Below are 16,463 nucleotides of genomic sequence, written 5' to 3'. Positions count from 1 at the left end.
TTATAACGCAGCCACGGTCGCAACGGCACCGTGTTCAATTAGTGATTGGTACGCTGAACTTACCGCATCAATCACCTGTGGGTTTTGGCCTAGCTCGGCAGGGAAAATCGCTTCAACCGCAAGCAATGCCGGAACCACAGAAACATTGAGTCCATGCTGGTCGCAGATCTGGCGAAGAGTATCTGCCATTGGATCACGAACATCAATCTCGTTGCCTTGCTCGTCAACGCCAGATACATAACGCATCCAGCCAGCGATAGCGGTTGCAAGCCACGAGAAATTTGAGCCTTGCTCTAAATGGAATCGTAAGCTGCCACCCATGCGTTGAGGGATCTTCTGGCTGCCATCCATCGCAATCTGCCACGTCTTATGCTTCAAGCTTGGGTTAGTGAAGCGGTTGATCAGCAAAGTTGCGTAACCTTCTAAATCAGTCCCTTCAGGCATGGTTAACGAAGGTGCTTGGGATTTCATCATCATGTCAAAAGCGGCTTTTCGGTAGCCTGCATCTGTCATGGTGTCGGAAATATGGTCGTAGCCACCAAGGTATCCAAGGTAAGCAAGGAAAGAGTGACTGCCATTGAGCATGCGCAGTTTCATCTCTTCGTAAGGCACTACATCTTCTACGAACTCTGCGCCAGCGACATTCCAGTCTGGACGACCTGCCACAAAGTTATCTTCAATCACCCATTGGCGGAAGGGTTCACAGGCGATACCACATGGGTCTTCACAACCAAGCAGTTCTGCAATTTCGGTCAGTGTTTCTTCTGTTGCTGCGGGTACGATGCGGTCAACCATGGTGCATGGGAAGGTGACATTGGTTTCAATCCAATCACGTAATTCTGGGTCAAGCAGTTGAGCAAACTCAATGATCGCTGCTTTTGCTACATGGCCGTTCTCTTGCACGTTGTCGCAAGACATAACCGTGAATGGTGTTAAGCCACGTTCGCGGCGAATTTTTAGCGCTTGCACAATGTAGCCAAGCGCCGATTTTGGTTGAGTTGGGTTAGCTAAGTCCGCGATGACTAATGGGTTATTTTTGTCGAGTTTGCCTGTCGCTGGGTCAGCGCAGTAGCCTTTCTCTGTGATGGTCATAGAAACGATAGCCACTTGAGGCTCGGCCATTTTTTCTAATACGGTTTCGATGCCATCTAGACTTGGGTGAAGAGATTCGGTTACTGAGCCGATCACTTTAACGTCTGTGGATTCAGCGCCTTTTTCAGCTACGGTGTAAAGGTGGTCTTGCGCGCGAAGTGATTCAATTAGGTCTTCGCCGCCGAATAGGTTTATCTCACAAATGCCCCAATCAGTGTTGGTTTTGCTGAGCATTTCATTGGTGAACAGCGCTTGGTGCGCTCGGTGAAATGCACCGAAGCCAAGGTGCACGATACGGCTTTGGAGTGCTGAACGGTCGTAGTCAGGTCGTAATACAGTGTTTGGCAGCGTAGAGTTAGCAACAGTCTTCATTATTCAGTTCCTTTTCCCGCCAGCGAACCAGCGGGATTTTATTATTTGGTAAAACGTTTGGGTGTTTAGCAGTCTTAGAATGTATCTGTGACCAAATTACGAACCGTAGCCCAGTACCAATTCAGGTAGGAACAAGCTCAGCTCAGGGATAAAAGTAACGGCCATCAAGGCTGCAATCAGTGCTGCGTAGAATGGCAGCAAAGGTTTGATGACTTTGTCGATGGCAATGTTGGCAACCGAACAACCAATGAACAGAGCACTACCTACTGGCGGTGTACAGATACCGATAGCAAGGTTGAAGGTCATCATGATGCCGAAGTGAACAGGGTCGATGCCTAGGTCTAGCGCGATTGGTAAGAAGATTGGTGTGAAGATAAGTACCGCTGGTGTCATATCCATGAAGATACCCACAATCAGCAGGATGATGTTGATGATCAATAGAATCATTAGCGGGTTATCAGAAACCGCCAGTAATGCATCGGCAATCATGTAAGGCACATCGGCGTTAGCCATTGCCCAAGACATACCCATTGATGCGCCAACCAGTAATAGAACGATAGATGTTGTTACTGCAGACTCAAGGATGATCTTTGGAATATCGCCCCATTTCACTTCACGGTAGACAAGCACAGCTAAAACAAACGTGTATACCACAGCAATTGCGGAAGCCTCAGTAGCAGTAAAGATACCGCCAATGATGCCGCCCATGATGATGCCGATCAGTGCTAAAGAAGGTGCCGCTTTTAGGAAGGTATCCCAAACCATTGATAATGAAGGACGCGCTGCCACTGGGTAACCGCGACGTTTCGCGATGATACCCGCCACAATCATGATACTTAATCCCATCAAGATACCTGGGATGTAGCCCGCTAAGAACAGCGCCGCAATTGAAGTACCACCAGAAACCAATGAGAAAACGATCAGCGTGTTACTTGGCGGAATCAATAGACCAGTAGGACAAGAAGTAATGTTTACCGCAGCAGAGAAGTTTTCGTCGTAGCCGTCTTTCTTTTGCAGAGGAGACATGGTGCCACCCACTGCAGCCGCCGATGCAACCGCTGAGCCTGAGATAGAACCAAACATCATGTTTGCCATCACGTTTACGTGTGCCAATGAACCTGGTAGACGACCACCCAACACTTTCGCGAAGTTGATCAAGCGCAGCGCGATGCCGCCTTGGTTCATGATGTTGCCCGCCAAAATGAAGAACGGGATTGCCAATAGTGCAAAGTTATCAAGGCCTGCGGCCATACGTTGAGCAACTACAGCGATTGCAGGCTCAAGCGGTAAGCTCATTAAGATGGTTGCTAGTGACGATAAACCAATCGCAAAAGAGACCGGTACACCGATTGTAAGCAGTACAGCGAAACTACCGAATAAGGTCAGTATTACTTGCCATTCCATTGTGAAATCCTTCTATCAATCAAGTTGTGAGTCGGTGATCAAATCGTCACCTGACATTAATTGTTTAACGCGTTCGTAGGTAAATACGACGGAGTAAAAAATCATCAAAGCGCCACTAATCGGTAAGCAGAAGTAGATGTAACCCATTTCTAAACCTAGAGCGGGAGTCAGCTGTCCCATCGCAAGCGTTTTAGCAGCAAGTTGGCTTCCACCGTGTACCAGAACGATATAAGAGAAAGAAGCGATGGCTATTTGGATAACGATTTCGTTGATTAATTTGCGTTTGCCAGTCAGCTTCATCGTAAGCAGGTCGATGGCAAGGTGGCGTTTCAGCCCCGTAGTGTAAGCAGCACCAATTAAGGCTACCCACATAAAGAGATAACGCGCGAGCTCGTCGGTAACAGTACTTGGTTTGCCAATAACATAGCGGGATAAAACCTGCCATATCACACACAGCACTAGGAAAGACGATAGAGACACTGTAAAGGCGGCCAACCCTCTATTTATGTAACTGACCAATTTATTCATGTTTATTTCCTTTCAACAAAATTGCGTATCTCATAACAATTGGTTTACCAATGTAAGAAATTGTTTCTATGTAGGGATGGGGTGTTCAAAAATCTGGCTGAATCATAAGCTATTCATTTTTTGGTTGGCGTGAGCAACTTCACAAATGATTTTGGTTGACCAATTTATGGGTCTTTATTGTGATATTGGTCAATCAATTTTAATTTCAGCTTTGACGGTTCCTTTTTTGAGCCCCAATATGAGCCCATAACAAAAAACACCCTACATTTTGGATAACCAATCCACGGAGAATAAGAATGATGATGACGCGTAAAACTTTGATTAGTGCGGTTGTCGGTGCTGCTTTGACTTTTGGAGCAACAGCTTCTGCTTATGCAGCGACAACATTGAAACTGAGCCATAACCACCCTCGTGACCATGCAGTACATGAAGCGATGACGTTTATGGCGAAAGAAGTACGTGAATTGACTGATGGTGAGGTGCGTATTCGTATTTACCCTGATGCTCAATTGGGTACACAGCGTGAATCTATGGAGCTGATGCAGAACGGCGCTTTAGATATGGTGAAAAGTAATGCTGCTGAGCTAGAAGCTTTTTCTCCTGCTTATTCATCATTCAACATGCCTTACTTATTCCGCGATCAAGCACACTACTACAGTGTGACTGATGGTGAAGTAGGCCGTGACATTCTTAACTCTTCTCGTGATAGCGGCTTTATTGGTGTGACTTACTACGACGCTGGTGCGCGTAGCTTCTATACCAATAAGCCAATTAACACGCCAGAAGATCTGAAAGGTTTGAAAGTTCGTGTTCAACCAAGCCCATCAGCAATTGCGATGGTGAAAGCGTTAGGCGGTAACCCAACGCCACTAGCTTACGGTGAGTTGTACACAGCACTGCAGCAAGGTGTGGTGGATGCGGCTGAAAATAACATTCCTTCATTCAGCTTGAGCCGTCACAGCGAAGTGTCTAAATACTTCAGCTTAGATGAGCACACGATGGTTCCGGATGTGTTGGTTATCTCAACCAAAGCATACGATAAACTGACTACAGAACAACAAGATGCGCTAATGAAAGCGGCAAGTGATTCATCTGAATTGATGAAAAAATTGTGGGCTGAATCGGAAGCAAAAGAGCGTGCTAAAGCCGAGAAAATGGGCGTGACTTTTGTGGAACCAGACAAGGCTGCGTTCGCACTAGCGGTTCAACCTATGTATGACGCGCTAGATAAAGCGGACCCAGAATTGAGCGCATTGATTGACCGTATTCAGGCTGTTGAATAACGAGCAAATATAGAAAAAATAGTAATACAAAAACAAGGTGTTACTGCATTTTAGGATATAGAGGTTGACCAATTATATTTGGTCATTATGATGGCGAGAGAAATACAATGGAAAGAAGTGACAATATCATCATGATGCCTTTCGAGCCGAAAAGACCTTATCAGGAGATAGGGTTAGTACTAAGAAGAGAACTGATTGAAGGTCTGTATAAGGTCGGAGATAGGTTGCCACCAGAACGCGATATTGCTGAACGTTTAGACGTCAGTCGCACGGTAGTGCGTGAAGCAATCATCATGCTGGAGCTTGAAAACTTAGTTGAGGTGAAAAAAGGGTCGGGTGTTTATGTCCTGAACATTCCAACTCATTCTCGCGAGAATGTGGTCAGCGATGACGCTGGTCCATTCGAGATGCTGCAGGCCCGCCAATTACTGGAAAGTAATATCGCGGAGTTTGCGGCAACTCAGGTCACTCCGGGCGACATTATTAAGATGCGCTCTGCACTCGAACTCGAGCGCGAAGAGCTTGCAAGCGGCACTACCGATTGCAGCGGAGATGAAAGATTTCACATGTGTATTGCAGAGGCCACTCAAAACTCTGTACTGGTAGATATGTTGAAACAATCCTGGGATCGACGCGAAAAGAGTCCAATGTGGAATAAACTCCACTCTCACATCAGTGGTCAAGATTACCGTGAAGAATGGTTAGATGATCACGCTCGTATCCTCGCCGCCTTACAGCGCAAAGACCCTGTCGCTGCTAAGAACGCAATGTGGCAACACCTTGAGAATGTTAAACAGCGTTTGTTAGCGCTGTCAGACATTGATGACCCAAACTTTGATGGTTACTTATTTAGCTCAAACCCAGTGGTGCTGCTGAGTACTGAAAGTTAGTTCTGAAAGCTAACGTTGAATTCAGCTTCAAGACTCTTTTTGGAAGCTGATTCATTCACTAGGTTGCAAATAAGTCATCGTCTTTAGACCGGCGTAGACCGGTGCTATCTCGGGCAGTAATTTTCATTGCTGCCATTAAGAAGTCGTTATTGCATTTAGCTTGATTAATTCGAGCCGGCTAAGTGCGTCTTAAAGAAAGGTAAGTCTCATGGAACAAACGTGGCGTTGGTACGGCCCTAATGATCAAGTTTCGCTAGACGATATTCGTCAAGCGGGCGCAACTGGTATTGTGAATGCACTGCACCATATTCCAAATGGTGAAGTTTGGACAAAAGAAGAAATCCTTAAGCGTAAAGCCATTATCGAAGAGAAAGGTTTAACGTGGTCGGTTGTAGAAAGCGTGCCTGTGCACGAAGAGATCAAAACTCAAACTGGCAACTACCAGCAGTGGATTGATAATTATAAGCAAACTCTGTCTAACCTTGCTGAGTGTGGCATCGATACGGTTTGTTATAACTTCATGCCCGTGCTGGACTGGACGCGTACCGATTTAGAATTTGAAATGCCTGATGGCTCGCGCGCACTGCGCTTTGACCAAATCGCATTTGCGGCATTTGAGCTGCATATCTTGAAGCGCCCAGGTGCAGAATCGGACTATTCAGAATCAGAGCAAGCTCAAGCGTTGGATTACTTCAACAACATGACGCCTGAGCAAATTCAGCAACTGACCAATAACATCATTGCTGGCCTGCCAGGCGCTGAAGAAGGTTACACACTAGAAGCGTTTCAAGCGCAGCTAGATCGCTATGCGGGAATCGATAAAGACAAGCTACGTGAGCACATGTCTTATTTCCTCGCTGAGCTGATGCCTATCTGTGATGCGAATGGTTTGAAGATGGCGGTTCACCCAGACGATCCACCGCGTCCGATTCTAGGCTTGCCTCGCATCGTTTCAACGATCGAAGACATTGATTGGCTGACCGAGCATGTACCGAGCAAAATGAATGGCTTGACGATGTGTACGGGTTCATACGGTGTTCGTGGCGACAATGATCTGGTTAATATGATCAAAAAGCACGGTGACCGAATTTACTTTACGCACCTGCGTTCAACTAAGCGTGAAGAGAGTAACCCAATGACATTCCACGAAGCAGCGCACCTAGATGGTGATGTGGACATGTACAACGTTGTGATGGCTATTTTGGATGAAGAAAATCGTCGTGCAGAAGTGGGCGATCACCGCTTAATTCCAATGCGTCCGGATCACGGTCATCAAATGCTGGATGACCTTAAGAAAACCACTAACCCAGGTTATTCGGCGATTGGTCGACTGAAAGGCTTAGCTGAAGTTCGTGGTTTAGAGATGGCATTGAAACGCGCTTTCTACACCAAGTAACGACCGCATCTAGCTTTAAAATACGCCTAAAAACCAGAACTCATGTTCTGGTTTTTTTGTATCTGAGCTCAGTAAAACTTCAGAGTTTGGATAACAACAATCACGCTGCTAACTTGGTAAAGGCCAACGGAGTTTGTCCGGTTTGCTGTTTGAAAAAAGCGATAAACGCACTGTTGGATGAGAACTCTAGCAAATGTGCCACATCACCGACTTGTCGGTTTTCTGAGAGCAGTTCAATCGCTTTAAACAAGCGCCATTGCTGTCGCCACTCTTGATAAGTCATGCCTGTTTCGGCTTTGAATAATCGGGTAATCGTCTTGGTGCTTGCGCCAACCGAGTTCGCTAATGTCGAGAGGGCTGGGGCAAGAAAGGAAGCGGTTCGGACTCGTTTGCAAAAGCTTTTAAAGCGGCGATCTGTCGGTAGTGGCAAGATAAACGAGTGTTGGTTAGCGCTGTAAAACTCTTCCCAAAATAGGTTGGCGGTATTGGTGGTTTGCTCGCGGGCAACGTTCCAATCCCAGAAAGCCATCTTATTGATTAGGGCTTTCAAAAGCTCGTTCACTTCCACAATCTCAATCACTTCTGGGCAGGTGTAAATACTGCTATCAAAATAGAGCGACCGATAAGCAACCACATTGGTCATCTGAGCTCGATGCTTGGTATAGGGCGGGATCCACACGGCTTTAGTCGGCGGCAAAATGCAAATGGCGTTTTCTAAGGTCAAGGTGATGCAACCCTGCGGAGCATACAGCAGCTGTCCTTTTTCGTGGTGATGTATTCCTGAATCATGCTGGCCTAGCTCTGCCGCAATCCCTATTACGTGCGCAGGTAAGCTGTCTGCATCAAACTCAATGGTTTCGCTGATTAATGCCATTTGTCCCAATCTTGTTGTTTTTGGTTTTAATGTTGTTAACGAGCCAAGGTTAGTTTCCCCTAGACTCCTCGTCAAGTTCACAGGTCTTGGAAAAATGATGAAAACAAAACCTTCTTTATGGCAAATGGTGCTATTGCTGATGTTCCCTCAAATCGCAGAAACCATTTATAGCCCGACTCTGGATTCAATATCGAAATCCTTTGATGTCAGTTACGCACAAGCGGCGCAAACGCTCTCGATCTACTTCTCAGCGTTTGCGCTCGGTGTGGTGGTATGGGGCATATTGGCAGACAAATGGGGGCGCCGACCAACCATGTTATTGGGCATGGGGTTATTCGCCTGTTCAGCACTTATTGCTATGCAAACCGACAGTTTTACGTGGTTGATGATAGCCAGAGCCATGGGCGCTTTCGGGCTTGCGGTGGGCTCGGTTGTGACACAAACCATGCTGCGAGATGCTTTTAGCGGCGCTGAACTGGCCAAGGTGTTTGGTTACATGGGAATGGGGCTGTCGATTAGCCCAATCATCGGGCTGCTTCTTGGCGGCCAATTAAGCCAAGCGGGCGGGCATCAATATGTGTTTATTGCCCTGTTTATTATGGTGTTAGTGCTGTTGGCACATAGCCTATGGTCATTGCCTGAAACGCAACAATCTAAGCAACCATTGCAGTTAAAGTCACTCAGTATTCACATGATCAAAGATAGCGATATATGGATGTCTGCGTTGCTGGTCGCGTCGTTCAATATTGCACTGTTTTCCTATTATCAATTGGGTTCATTTGCCTTCATTCAACTTGGATTTAGCGTTGAGCAGTTTGGCTACAGCGGCATTGTGCTTGGGTTCGGGACTCTGTTGGGAAGCTTGGTGAACAAGACATTGTTGAAGCGACAAGTGTCTTCAATGTCTCTGATTGGTATCGCGGCAGGGCTTCAAACATTAGGTGCGGTGGGTGTCTATTTTTCACAACACTCAATATGGTTTTTACTTCCGATGATGCTGGTGGTCATGGCATTTGGTATTGCGATTCCCAATGTGTTGAGTCGCGCATTAGTCAGCTACCAATCTCAAGCGGGAAGTGCAGGCGCACTGTTTGGTTTGATGTATTACACCTTGATTGGTTCAGGGCTCGCTTTAGCGGGAATGATTCAAGATCTAGGCGTGGTGTTAGTACTTTGTGGCGCGTTATCTGTGTTGGTGACGATACGCAGTCGACTCTAACCCAAACGGTAAACCTCTCATCTATATCGATAAATTCCGCATTCTATTTGGTGCGGAATTTTTCATTTTATTGATTCGTAAATTAGGATGTTGACACGGGTAGAGTGATCGTTCTACTCTGTAAGTAGAACAATCATTCTACCCATTGTCGGGTATTGAGAGAGCACTATGTTGAGAGAACAGATTGCAGCAAGCCTTGAAGTAGCGTTCAGCCAACAAGGTTTTGCTGAGCCGAGCGTTGCACAGCTGAAAACCGCGTGCGGTGTGAGCCTAAGAACCCTGTATAAACACTTTCCTTCAAAAGAAGCGATGATTGTTGGTGCATTGGAATACCGACACCAACGCTATCTCGATTTCTTATTGGAGGCATCGCCAGAGGCTGGGTTGGAATCTGTCACTCATATCTTCAACAAGCTCCAACAATGGTTAGAAGAGTATGCGCCGCATGGGTGCATGTCGATGAATGCGATTGCTGCGTTCCCAGATAATGAACTTATTAACCAAGCGGTTACGCAGCATAAAGAACAAGTTCGTTTGCTTATAGGCAATCAGAGCCTGCGAGATGATCTCGCGACACCACTGTTTTTACTTCATGAAGGCGTATCAAGCGCGTGGCCAGTCTTAGGCGAAGAAGCAGTGGCATCGGCACAGAATATGGTGACAAAATTACTCGAGGAAACACGATGAAATTCGAACTACCAAAGACAATGAAAGGCGTAGAGATGTTGGGTCACGGCGGAGCAGAAATGCTTGGCTACCGTGAAGACATTGCTGTTCCTCAAATCGAACCTAATGAAGTGCTGATCAAAGTGATGGCGGCAGGTGTTAACAATACCGACATCAACACGCGAATAGGTTGGTATGCAAAAAGTGATGATTCAGACGATGCCAGTTGGTCTGGCGAAGCGTTGAAATTCCCTCGTATCCAAGGAGCCGATGTGTGCGGTTTCATTGTAGCCGTTGGTAACGAAGTCTCGGCTGAACGTATTGGCGAGCGTGTTCTGATTGAACCTTGTTTGACTGAGGTTTATGGACAAGATCTACCACAGCCATGGTATTTCGGTTCTGAGTGCGATGGTGGTTTCGCTGAATACACCAAAGTAGCAGCTAAGCATGCTTACGCGGTGAACAGCACCATGTCGGATGTTGAGCTAGCGTCTTTCCCATGCTCTTACTCGACCGCAGAAAACATGCTGACTCGCTCGAATGTGGTTGAAGGTGATCGCGTGCTTATCTCTGGCGCATCGGGCGGTGTGGGCTCTGCGGCTATTCAGCTAGCAAAAGCTCGCGGCGCGTATGTGATTGCCATCACTAGCCCAAGCAAGAACCAACAGTTACTTGAACTTGGCGCTGATGAAGTGATTGCTCGTGATGCGGATTTGGTTAAAGCACTAGGCGAAAGCAGTGTGAATGTGGTTGTTGATTTAGTCGCTGGTGACAAATGGCCGGAATTCCTTGAAGTGCTGAAACCACACGGTCGTTATGCCGTATCTGGCGCAATTGGTGGCGCTATGGTTCAGCTTGATGTACGAACTTTGTATCTCAAAGACCTTGGCTTTTTTGGTTGCACGGTTTTAGAACCGCAGGCATTCCAGAATGTAGTAGACCGTATTGAGAAGCAGCAGATTGGCGCCATTGTCGCAGAGTCTTATCCGCTAGCCGATATCCATAAAGCGCAAGATGAGTTCTTAAAGAAAAAGCATGTTGGTAAGATCGTGTTGGAAGTGGCAGAACGCTAGTTTTAGTCAGCTTCACGGTTTAGATTTATGGAAGAGCGAGCAAGCGTTATGTGCTCGCTCTTTTTGTTTCTAGTGAATGCTGGTAGGCACAGTCTCGCAGCCCGTTGAGTAACAGATCCTATACAGCTGAGAAATTAATGATTCATTTGTTATTGTGTGGTTTATGAATTAACTGTGCGATAATCACCGCCGTTATATATCCCGAACTGTTTGATAATCATCTAGGAGCCGTATTGATGTTTAAAAGGGTATTGCAGGCATTATTCTCACCTTTTTTTGATTCAAAAAACAAACCCTCTGCAGAGCCTGCCCAACAAGAGCAACAACAAACCGTTGCTACTGATTCTGTTCAGTCTTCAATCTTTGTTCCGCCGTCGTCAGCTCAGCCATCATCATTAATCGTCGATAAGACGCTTAGCCTTCACGATGGTGAGTTCCTTGATTATTTGTTTGGAGAGTCTCGTCTTCGAACGGAGTCAGACCCATTTAGTGATTTTGTCGCTTGTCAGATCGAACGTTTGATTCGCTCTCCAAAAGCCTTGCTTAATGAACTGCCAGTGATGCCAGCCTCTGTGACCACGTTAATGGCAGAATTACAGAGCGATGAGTTTGATGTCGATGCACTGTTAAGAGTGATTGAGCGTGAGCCGAGTATGGCTGCCGATGTAATTAAGTTGGCAAATAGCGCCTTTTACAAACGCAATGAAAAACAGGTTACTGACCTAAAAACAGCATTCTTAAATATGGGTTCTCAAGGGCTTGTTGAAGGAGTAGTGAATAGCTACATGAAGAACTTCACGCCGGGGAACAATATTTACTGGCGTCACTTCGGTGAGAAAATTTGGAATCACAGTGTTCAAACCGCGTCTTTTTCTAAGGAGTTGATGAAAGACTCTTCATCCCAAGAAGATCAGGCAGCGGCGTACTTTGTTGGGTTGATTCGCAACTTAGGCAAGATGATTATTTTCCAAATGATGGTAGAAGCCTTCAAGCATGTTGATCCTTCTGTTCCGCCTAACTCGTTAGCATTGAAGCGCCTGATGAACAGCTACTCAATTCGCCTGACTTACACCATTGCTAAGTTCTGGGAACTGCCAGAATCAGTGATGACCGCAATTGGCTACCAAGAGTCGAGCCGATACGAATGCACACCACTTGGTCAAGCTGTGTTTGAAGCTAACTATTTGAGTGAGTTGTACTATTTACTGGAACAACAAACGATTGAAGTCGAGCAGTTTAAGCGCAGATGCAAAGAAACACTAACGTCACCTGCGGCATACAAAGTGGCTAACCGGATTTATAAAGAGTCTGAATTGGCGCTGGTAGGATAATAACGGCTGGCGTTGGCTAGGTTGATCCTTGAGGTCATCATACAGCGATATTTTCTAAATGGTCTTACTAGGCAGTAAGACCATTTTTGTTTAAATTATCGATTAAGGAATCTGAGCCAGTTCTTGTTTCAATTCATCGATTTTACGCAGTTCTTTTTCGATCTTACCCTCATACTTTCGAATCTTATCCGCTCTTTCATCTCTTTTTGCTTCTTCTAAATCGGCTTGGTATTCAGCTAAATCTTGTTCATTGGATTCAATCTTCTCACGGAGATCATCCTTCAAACCTTCATTGGTGCAGTTCTCTTTCGCGGCTTTCAACGCTTTTGTTAATCGCTCTACTTTGTACTGGTTGTCGTACTGCTCCGCTTTCTTTATCTGATATTCGATCTCACAGAACTTCTTTTCACAACCTGTTAGCGCGTCGCATTGGGTGCTTGCCATGCTGTTAAAAGAGAATGCGCAAAGAAACAGTAATGAGCCTGTTAGGTGTCGAGTCATGGTTTACCTTCTTATTGGGGCTATTTAGTTTGTGCTTATATTTGTTGAATCTCACTTCGAGAGTACATTAGCACCCCATTTCTTTGCTATTGGCAGGGGAGTGTTAAAGATAAGTCTCTGTGCCTAATGACTTATTTTGAACACGACTAGATTTACAAATGGCTAATCCACAACTTATCGAGCTCACACCAACCAAAGCCATTCACTTGTGCACCGTGTATCTTTTCAGAAACCTCTAAGTTGAACGCCTCTTGCTTAAGCTCAACCACAACCCCAGACTCATTCAACCAATGCTTGAGTTCTAACAGTTCATTCATCGCTAACTCAAAGTTGGGTTGGTTTGTTACTGAGGCTAAGCCTTGTTCGATTTTCTCTAGCATCTCAGAAGGTAAAGTTAATTCCTCAAACGGGAAGCGAGTGAAAAAGCTTAACCACGCAGTGAAGGTGTCGTTCTCATCAATAATGCTGCACAGCGCGACGTCTTTGGTTGTTAGGTAGTGAGTTAGGTAGTGCCCATATTCCACGCTGGTTTTGTTGTCGCCAGACACAGACAATTGCTCGAAAAGGGTTTGGCATTCAGAGGTGTCTTCAACGGTGAACTCACGAACGGCTTTCGACAACGTTGGGTTTTGAATTTTGAAAAACGTTGAGCCGAAATCCGGTTGGGAAGCATGGTCATCGCCACGCACGGTGGTCGTTTTCTCGGGCAGTTTCACGCACACCTGATTTTGAGCGCAGGCTTTGCTCTGTGCCCATTCAGGATAGACCCACAACTCGACTCGATTGAGAATCGGCGTGCTGTGTGAATAGGCGCTATTACGGCTCAATCTCAACATCTTGCTTGAGAATATGTCTAATGAGAACGCGCCAGAACCAATCAGCCTGTCAGTCGGTGATGAGTGATCAAATACGGAGGCTTCAGCCCTAGCAAGTAGGCGCGGTAAATGCCAATCAGGTTGATTCAATTTCACGACAACCACATTGCCTGCTGAGACAGAGACCTCATCAATATGTTGATAACAGCGACGCCATATTTTGCTTTGGCAGAGCGAGTTTAGGCTGCGTGCTATGTCTTTAGGTTCAAGCGTTCGACCATTATGAAAGCGAACATCATTGCGAATCTGAAAGTACCACTGTGTCGCATCTTGATTAGCCTGCCAATGATAAGCCAGATCGCCGCTGAGTTGACCGTGTTGAACGGAGGTTAGACGTTGGCAAACTTGCATCACTAAGAAGCGTTCGGTGCGTCTAAGTACTCGTTGAGGGTGAAGCGCTTCGAGTTCTCGGTGAAAAGGGATGTACGCGATATTTTGCGCCGACGGATTGGTATTGCTTAGAAAGGCTTGCAACTCAGCGCCAGCATTACGGCCATTGAAGCTCAAGGTGCTAAACACCTGTTCTATGTTGCCTGCGTCTGCTTGTGTTTGTGCGTATTGGTAACACGCCTCAATGGGCTCAACCAGACACGTCAGTTGTGCCTTCTTGCTGCGGCCTGAGCTAGCTTGCCACTCAATCCAACCTTGTGCTGTCATCGCTTTGAGTAAGGTCTGAACGTGACGTTCACTCACGTACAGCAGTGTGGCCAGTTGGTTGACCTGACAATGTGATACTCCAGGCCCAAAAGCCTGAAATATCTTTTCATACAGTTCAAGCTTGCGCTTAAGGTTGCCCAATTTTCTTTTCCTAACGACGAGGTTGAGTTAAATGTGGATAGCCAGAGTCAATCAGTGCTTTTTCCATCGTGTTGAGAACTCGAGAGGTTATCTCTGAGCTTAGGATATTCGATTCAGTTTTGCCCTGAAGGACTAACTCTGAAAAATGGTCGATTTCAAACTCGAATCCATTCCCTTTCACACGGTAGTTGATGGTCGACTTGTTGCCTTGATGCTCAATCTCAATAAAGGCCGGATTCCACCATTTTTCGTGAATGGTGATCTTAGTATCAGGCCCACTCAAGTGTGCTGATCGGGGAAGGTTTTGCACTGTTGATGCCGATATCTTACCGTTCATATCACCAGAGAAGGTAAAGCACGCATCGGTATCAACATTTGCCCCTTGATAAAGACACGACATCTCTACATGAGGTTTTGAAGGTTTCACACCCAGCGTTCGACACAGGTCGTAGAAGAACCAAAGCCCATAGACGCCGACATCGAGCGTTGCTCCGCCTGATAAATCCGGATTGAAGATAAACAAATCGGGCTCATAGTCGTGCTGGTTACCAAAGCTGGCTTCGATTGAGTCTATCTGAATGTTGTTATCGACCAAGAATGATTGGAGCTCACTATACGCGGGAAACACCATTGTTTTCATCGCTTCTAACAGCATCACGCCATTTTGTTTCGCAAGGGCTTTCATCTCAAGCCAGTCAGCAAGGTTGGTAAAAGCAGGCTTCTCGACCAATACGTGCTTGTTATTCTTTAGAAACAGTTCAGCAAGTGGCTGGTGGTATGGGTGAACCGTAGCGATGTAAACCGCTTCAACACTTGGGTCATTCGCCATATCTTCATAAGAACCATAAGCCTTGTCGCAACCAAACTTATTGGCGAACGTGGCTGCGCGTGTATGGTCTCTAGCTGCAACGGCATACAGCTCACCATGTAAACAGTGCTCTGTGACTGCGGTTGCGAATCGATTGGCAATATTGCCTAACCCTGCGATGCCCCATTTAATTTTGCGTTGCGTGTCGCTCATCAGTTGCTCCAAATCGTTGTTTTGTATCAGTGTACTCAGAGACGCCACATACAAATAGAGAACAGATTTCTCAACCTGTTCTCTATTTATTTTATTCTAGTTGAAACTCAGGATTAGCTCTGTAAGGAGCGTTTCCAATCGGCTAGGGCTTGAATGTGTTTTGGCCCGATGCCACAACAGCCACCGATAATATTCGCGCCCAGTGCGTGCCAGCGTTTAGCGTAAGTTAAGTAACCTTGGCCATCCAGCTCACGCATTTCTTGAAACATGTCATTCGCTTCATGCTCACTGCTGATAGGCGCAAAGTTATTGGCGTAGACACCAATTTCTAAATCACTGCCTAGCTCATCGATCACCTTCTTGGCATCGATAATGGCTTGAAACATCACTTCAGGCACTGAGCAGTTAAACATAATGCCTGTCGCGTTTGATTGGCAGGCAAGTTTGATGGCGTCTGTTACGCTCTCGCCTGAACGAGTTTTGGCAGAATCGCCCTTGGTATCTTCCAAACTGAATGCGTAATAACACGGCTTATCGGACTGCTTAAGTACCGCATGAATGGATTCGAATTCTTGCAGGCTACAGATGGTTTCCGCCATCCAAAGGTCGATGTTTGGATCTTGGGCATCGTAAAGCGTTTGAATGATCGGCGCTGCTTCTTCGACCTTAAACAAGTCTGGTCGGTAGCTGCCAAATGGCGGTGGAATCGCGCCTGCTACTTTCACTGTGTGGGTAGCATTGTCTGCAACTGCTTTAGCCAGCTCACCAGACAGTGCGGCTAGTTCAAAACCGCGTTGCTCGAACAGCTCTTCACCCAAATGAAAAGGCACACAGGCGTAGCTATTGGTGATCAATATTTCAGCACCTGCATCGACAAAGTTTTGATGCGCTTGGCTAACAAAATCGGGTGCTTCAATCAGCGCTTGAGCACTCCAAAGCGGTTGAGAAAATGGCGCGCCAATTTCTTTGAGTTCTCGGCCCATGCCGCCATCAAGTATGGTTAGTGTTTTCATATTTAATACTATCTAAACAATTGCTGAAGTTCTGCCGCCACCATATCAGACAACCTTGTTAGACAGAAGCCAGTGTTATCGAGAAAAGGTGTCGGACTGTTTTGGAGATAGCCACGGCATAATTTAG

General features: G+C 46.2%; 15 protein-coding genes. 7 read left to right on the top strand and 8 right to left on the bottom strand.

What is annotated here, in order from left to right; all coding sequences use genetic code 11:
* The 3 genes from MSG34_RS02965 to MSG34_RS02955 all read right to left on the bottom strand — a co-directional run bounded on the left by MSG34_RS02965 (window position 1) and on the right by MSG34_RS02955 (window position 3,396).
* The gene (locus MSG34_RS02965; RefSeq protein WP_239936401.1) at window positions 1-1,464 is read right to left on the bottom strand and encodes a fructuronate reductase; all 1,464 of its coding nucleotides are present in this window, start codon (window positions 1,462-1,464) and stop codon (window positions 1-3) included.
* 96 nt (window positions 1,465-1,560) lie between these two features.
* On the bottom strand, window positions 1,561-2,868 hold the full coding sequence (locus tag MSG34_RS02960; RefSeq protein ID WP_048609953.1) for a TRAP transporter large permease subunit: 1,308 nt from the start codon (window positions 2,866-2,868) through the stop codon (window positions 1,561-1,563).
* A 15-nt stretch (window positions 2,869-2,883) separates the two neighbouring features.
* Window positions 2,884-3,396 carry a TRAP transporter small permease gene (locus MSG34_RS02955; protein WP_048609952.1) on the bottom strand — a complete coding sequence of 171 codons (513 nt, stop codon included), beginning with the start codon at window positions 3,394-3,396 and terminating at the stop codon, window positions 2,884-2,886.
* A gap of 299 nt (window positions 3,397-3,695) precedes the next feature.
* Between MSG34_RS02955 and MSG34_RS02950 the strand changes: the two genes are divergently transcribed.
* The 3 genes from MSG34_RS02950 (at window position 3,696) to uxuA (ending at window position 6,965) form a co-directional block, all read left to right on the top strand.
* On the top strand, window positions 3,696-4,679 hold the full coding sequence (locus MSG34_RS02950) for a TRAP transporter substrate-binding protein (protein ID WP_054542902.1): 984 nt from the start codon (window positions 3,696-3,698) through the stop codon (window positions 4,677-4,679).
* Window positions 4,680-4,786: 107 nt separating this feature from the next.
* Window positions 4,787-5,569, top strand: a complete 783-nt coding sequence (locus MSG34_RS02945; protein WP_048660902.1) for an FCD domain-containing protein — start codon at window positions 4,787-4,789, stop codon at window positions 5,567-5,569.
* Between the two features lie 208 nt (window positions 5,570-5,777).
* The gene (gene uxuA / locus MSG34_RS02940) at window positions 5,778-6,965 is read left to right on the top strand and encodes a mannonate dehydratase (RefSeq protein WP_017068145.1); all 1,188 of its coding nucleotides are present in this window, start codon (window positions 5,778-5,780) and stop codon (window positions 6,963-6,965) included.
* A 100-nt stretch (window positions 6,966-7,065) separates the two neighbouring features.
* Here uxuA and MSG34_RS02935 read toward each other — a convergent pair whose 3' ends face one another.
* A complete protein-coding gene (locus MSG34_RS02935; protein WP_248336242.1) occupies window positions 7,066-7,839 on the bottom strand; it encodes a helix-turn-helix transcriptional regulator in 774 nt (257 codons plus the stop codon).
* Window positions 7,840-7,936: 97 nt separating this feature from the next.
* On the opposite strand from MSG34_RS02935, the gene MSG34_RS02930 reads away from it, so the two are divergent.
* The 4 genes from MSG34_RS02930 to MSG34_RS02915 all read left to right on the top strand — a co-directional run bounded on the left by MSG34_RS02930 (window position 7,937) and on the right by MSG34_RS02915 (window position 12,128).
* On the top strand, window positions 7,937-9,058 hold the full coding sequence (locus tag MSG34_RS02930; protein WP_248336503.1) for a multidrug effflux MFS transporter: 1,122 nt from the start codon (window positions 7,937-7,939) through the stop codon (window positions 9,056-9,058).
* Between the two features lie 168 nt (window positions 9,059-9,226).
* The gene (locus tag MSG34_RS02925) at window positions 9,227-9,745 is read left to right on the top strand and encodes a TetR/AcrR family transcriptional regulator (RefSeq protein WP_248336241.1); all 519 of its coding nucleotides are present in this window, start codon (window positions 9,227-9,229) and stop codon (window positions 9,743-9,745) included.
* Complete coding sequence (locus MSG34_RS02920) at window positions 9,742-10,797, top strand: alcohol dehydrogenase family protein (RefSeq protein ID WP_248336240.1); 1,056 nt, start codon at window positions 9,742-9,744, stop codon at window positions 10,795-10,797. Before MSG34_RS02925 ends, MSG34_RS02920 begins: the two co-directional genes overlap by 4 nt.
* 236 nt (window positions 10,798-11,033) lie before the next feature.
* On the top strand, window positions 11,034-12,128 hold the full coding sequence (locus tag MSG34_RS02915; RefSeq protein WP_248336239.1) for an HDOD domain-containing protein: 1,095 nt from the start codon (window positions 11,034-11,036) through the stop codon (window positions 12,126-12,128).
* A gap of 102 nt (window positions 12,129-12,230) precedes the next feature.
* Here the strand turns inward: MSG34_RS02915 and MSG34_RS02910 are convergent, their stop codons facing one another.
* The 4 genes from MSG34_RS02910 to MSG34_RS02895 form a co-directional block, all read right to left on the bottom strand.
* Window positions 12,231-12,629 carry a DUF1090 domain-containing protein gene (locus MSG34_RS02910; protein ID WP_248336238.1) on the bottom strand — a complete coding sequence of 133 codons (399 nt, stop codon included), beginning with the start codon at window positions 12,627-12,629 and terminating at the stop codon, window positions 12,231-12,233.
* 152 nt (window positions 12,630-12,781) lie between these two features.
* Entirely contained in the window at window positions 12,782-14,302 is a 1,521-nt protein-coding gene (locus MSG34_RS02905; RefSeq protein WP_248336237.1) for an SgrR family transcriptional regulator, read from the bottom strand.
* Window positions 14,303-14,312: 10 nt separating this feature from the next.
* Entirely contained in the window at window positions 14,313-15,323 is a 1,011-nt protein-coding gene (locus MSG34_RS02900; RefSeq protein ID WP_248336236.1) for a Gfo/Idh/MocA family oxidoreductase, read from the bottom strand.
* 113 nt (window positions 15,324-15,436) lie between these two features.
* Window positions 15,437-16,336: a homocysteine S-methyltransferase family protein gene (locus tag MSG34_RS02895; RefSeq protein WP_248336235.1), complete on the bottom strand. Its 900-nt coding sequence runs from the start codon at window positions 16,334-16,336 to the stop codon at window positions 15,437-15,439.
* Window positions 16,337-16,463 lie beyond the last annotated feature (127 nt).

The sequence above is a fragment of the Vibrio sp. 1CM2L genome, from assembly GCF_023161695.1.
GTDB lineage: Bacteria > Pseudomonadota > Gammaproteobacteria > Enterobacterales > Vibrionaceae > Vibrio > Vibrio coralliirubri.
The sequence above is the reverse complement of the archived record's forward strand: the minus strand, read 5'-3'. Positions and strand labels throughout refer to the sequence as shown.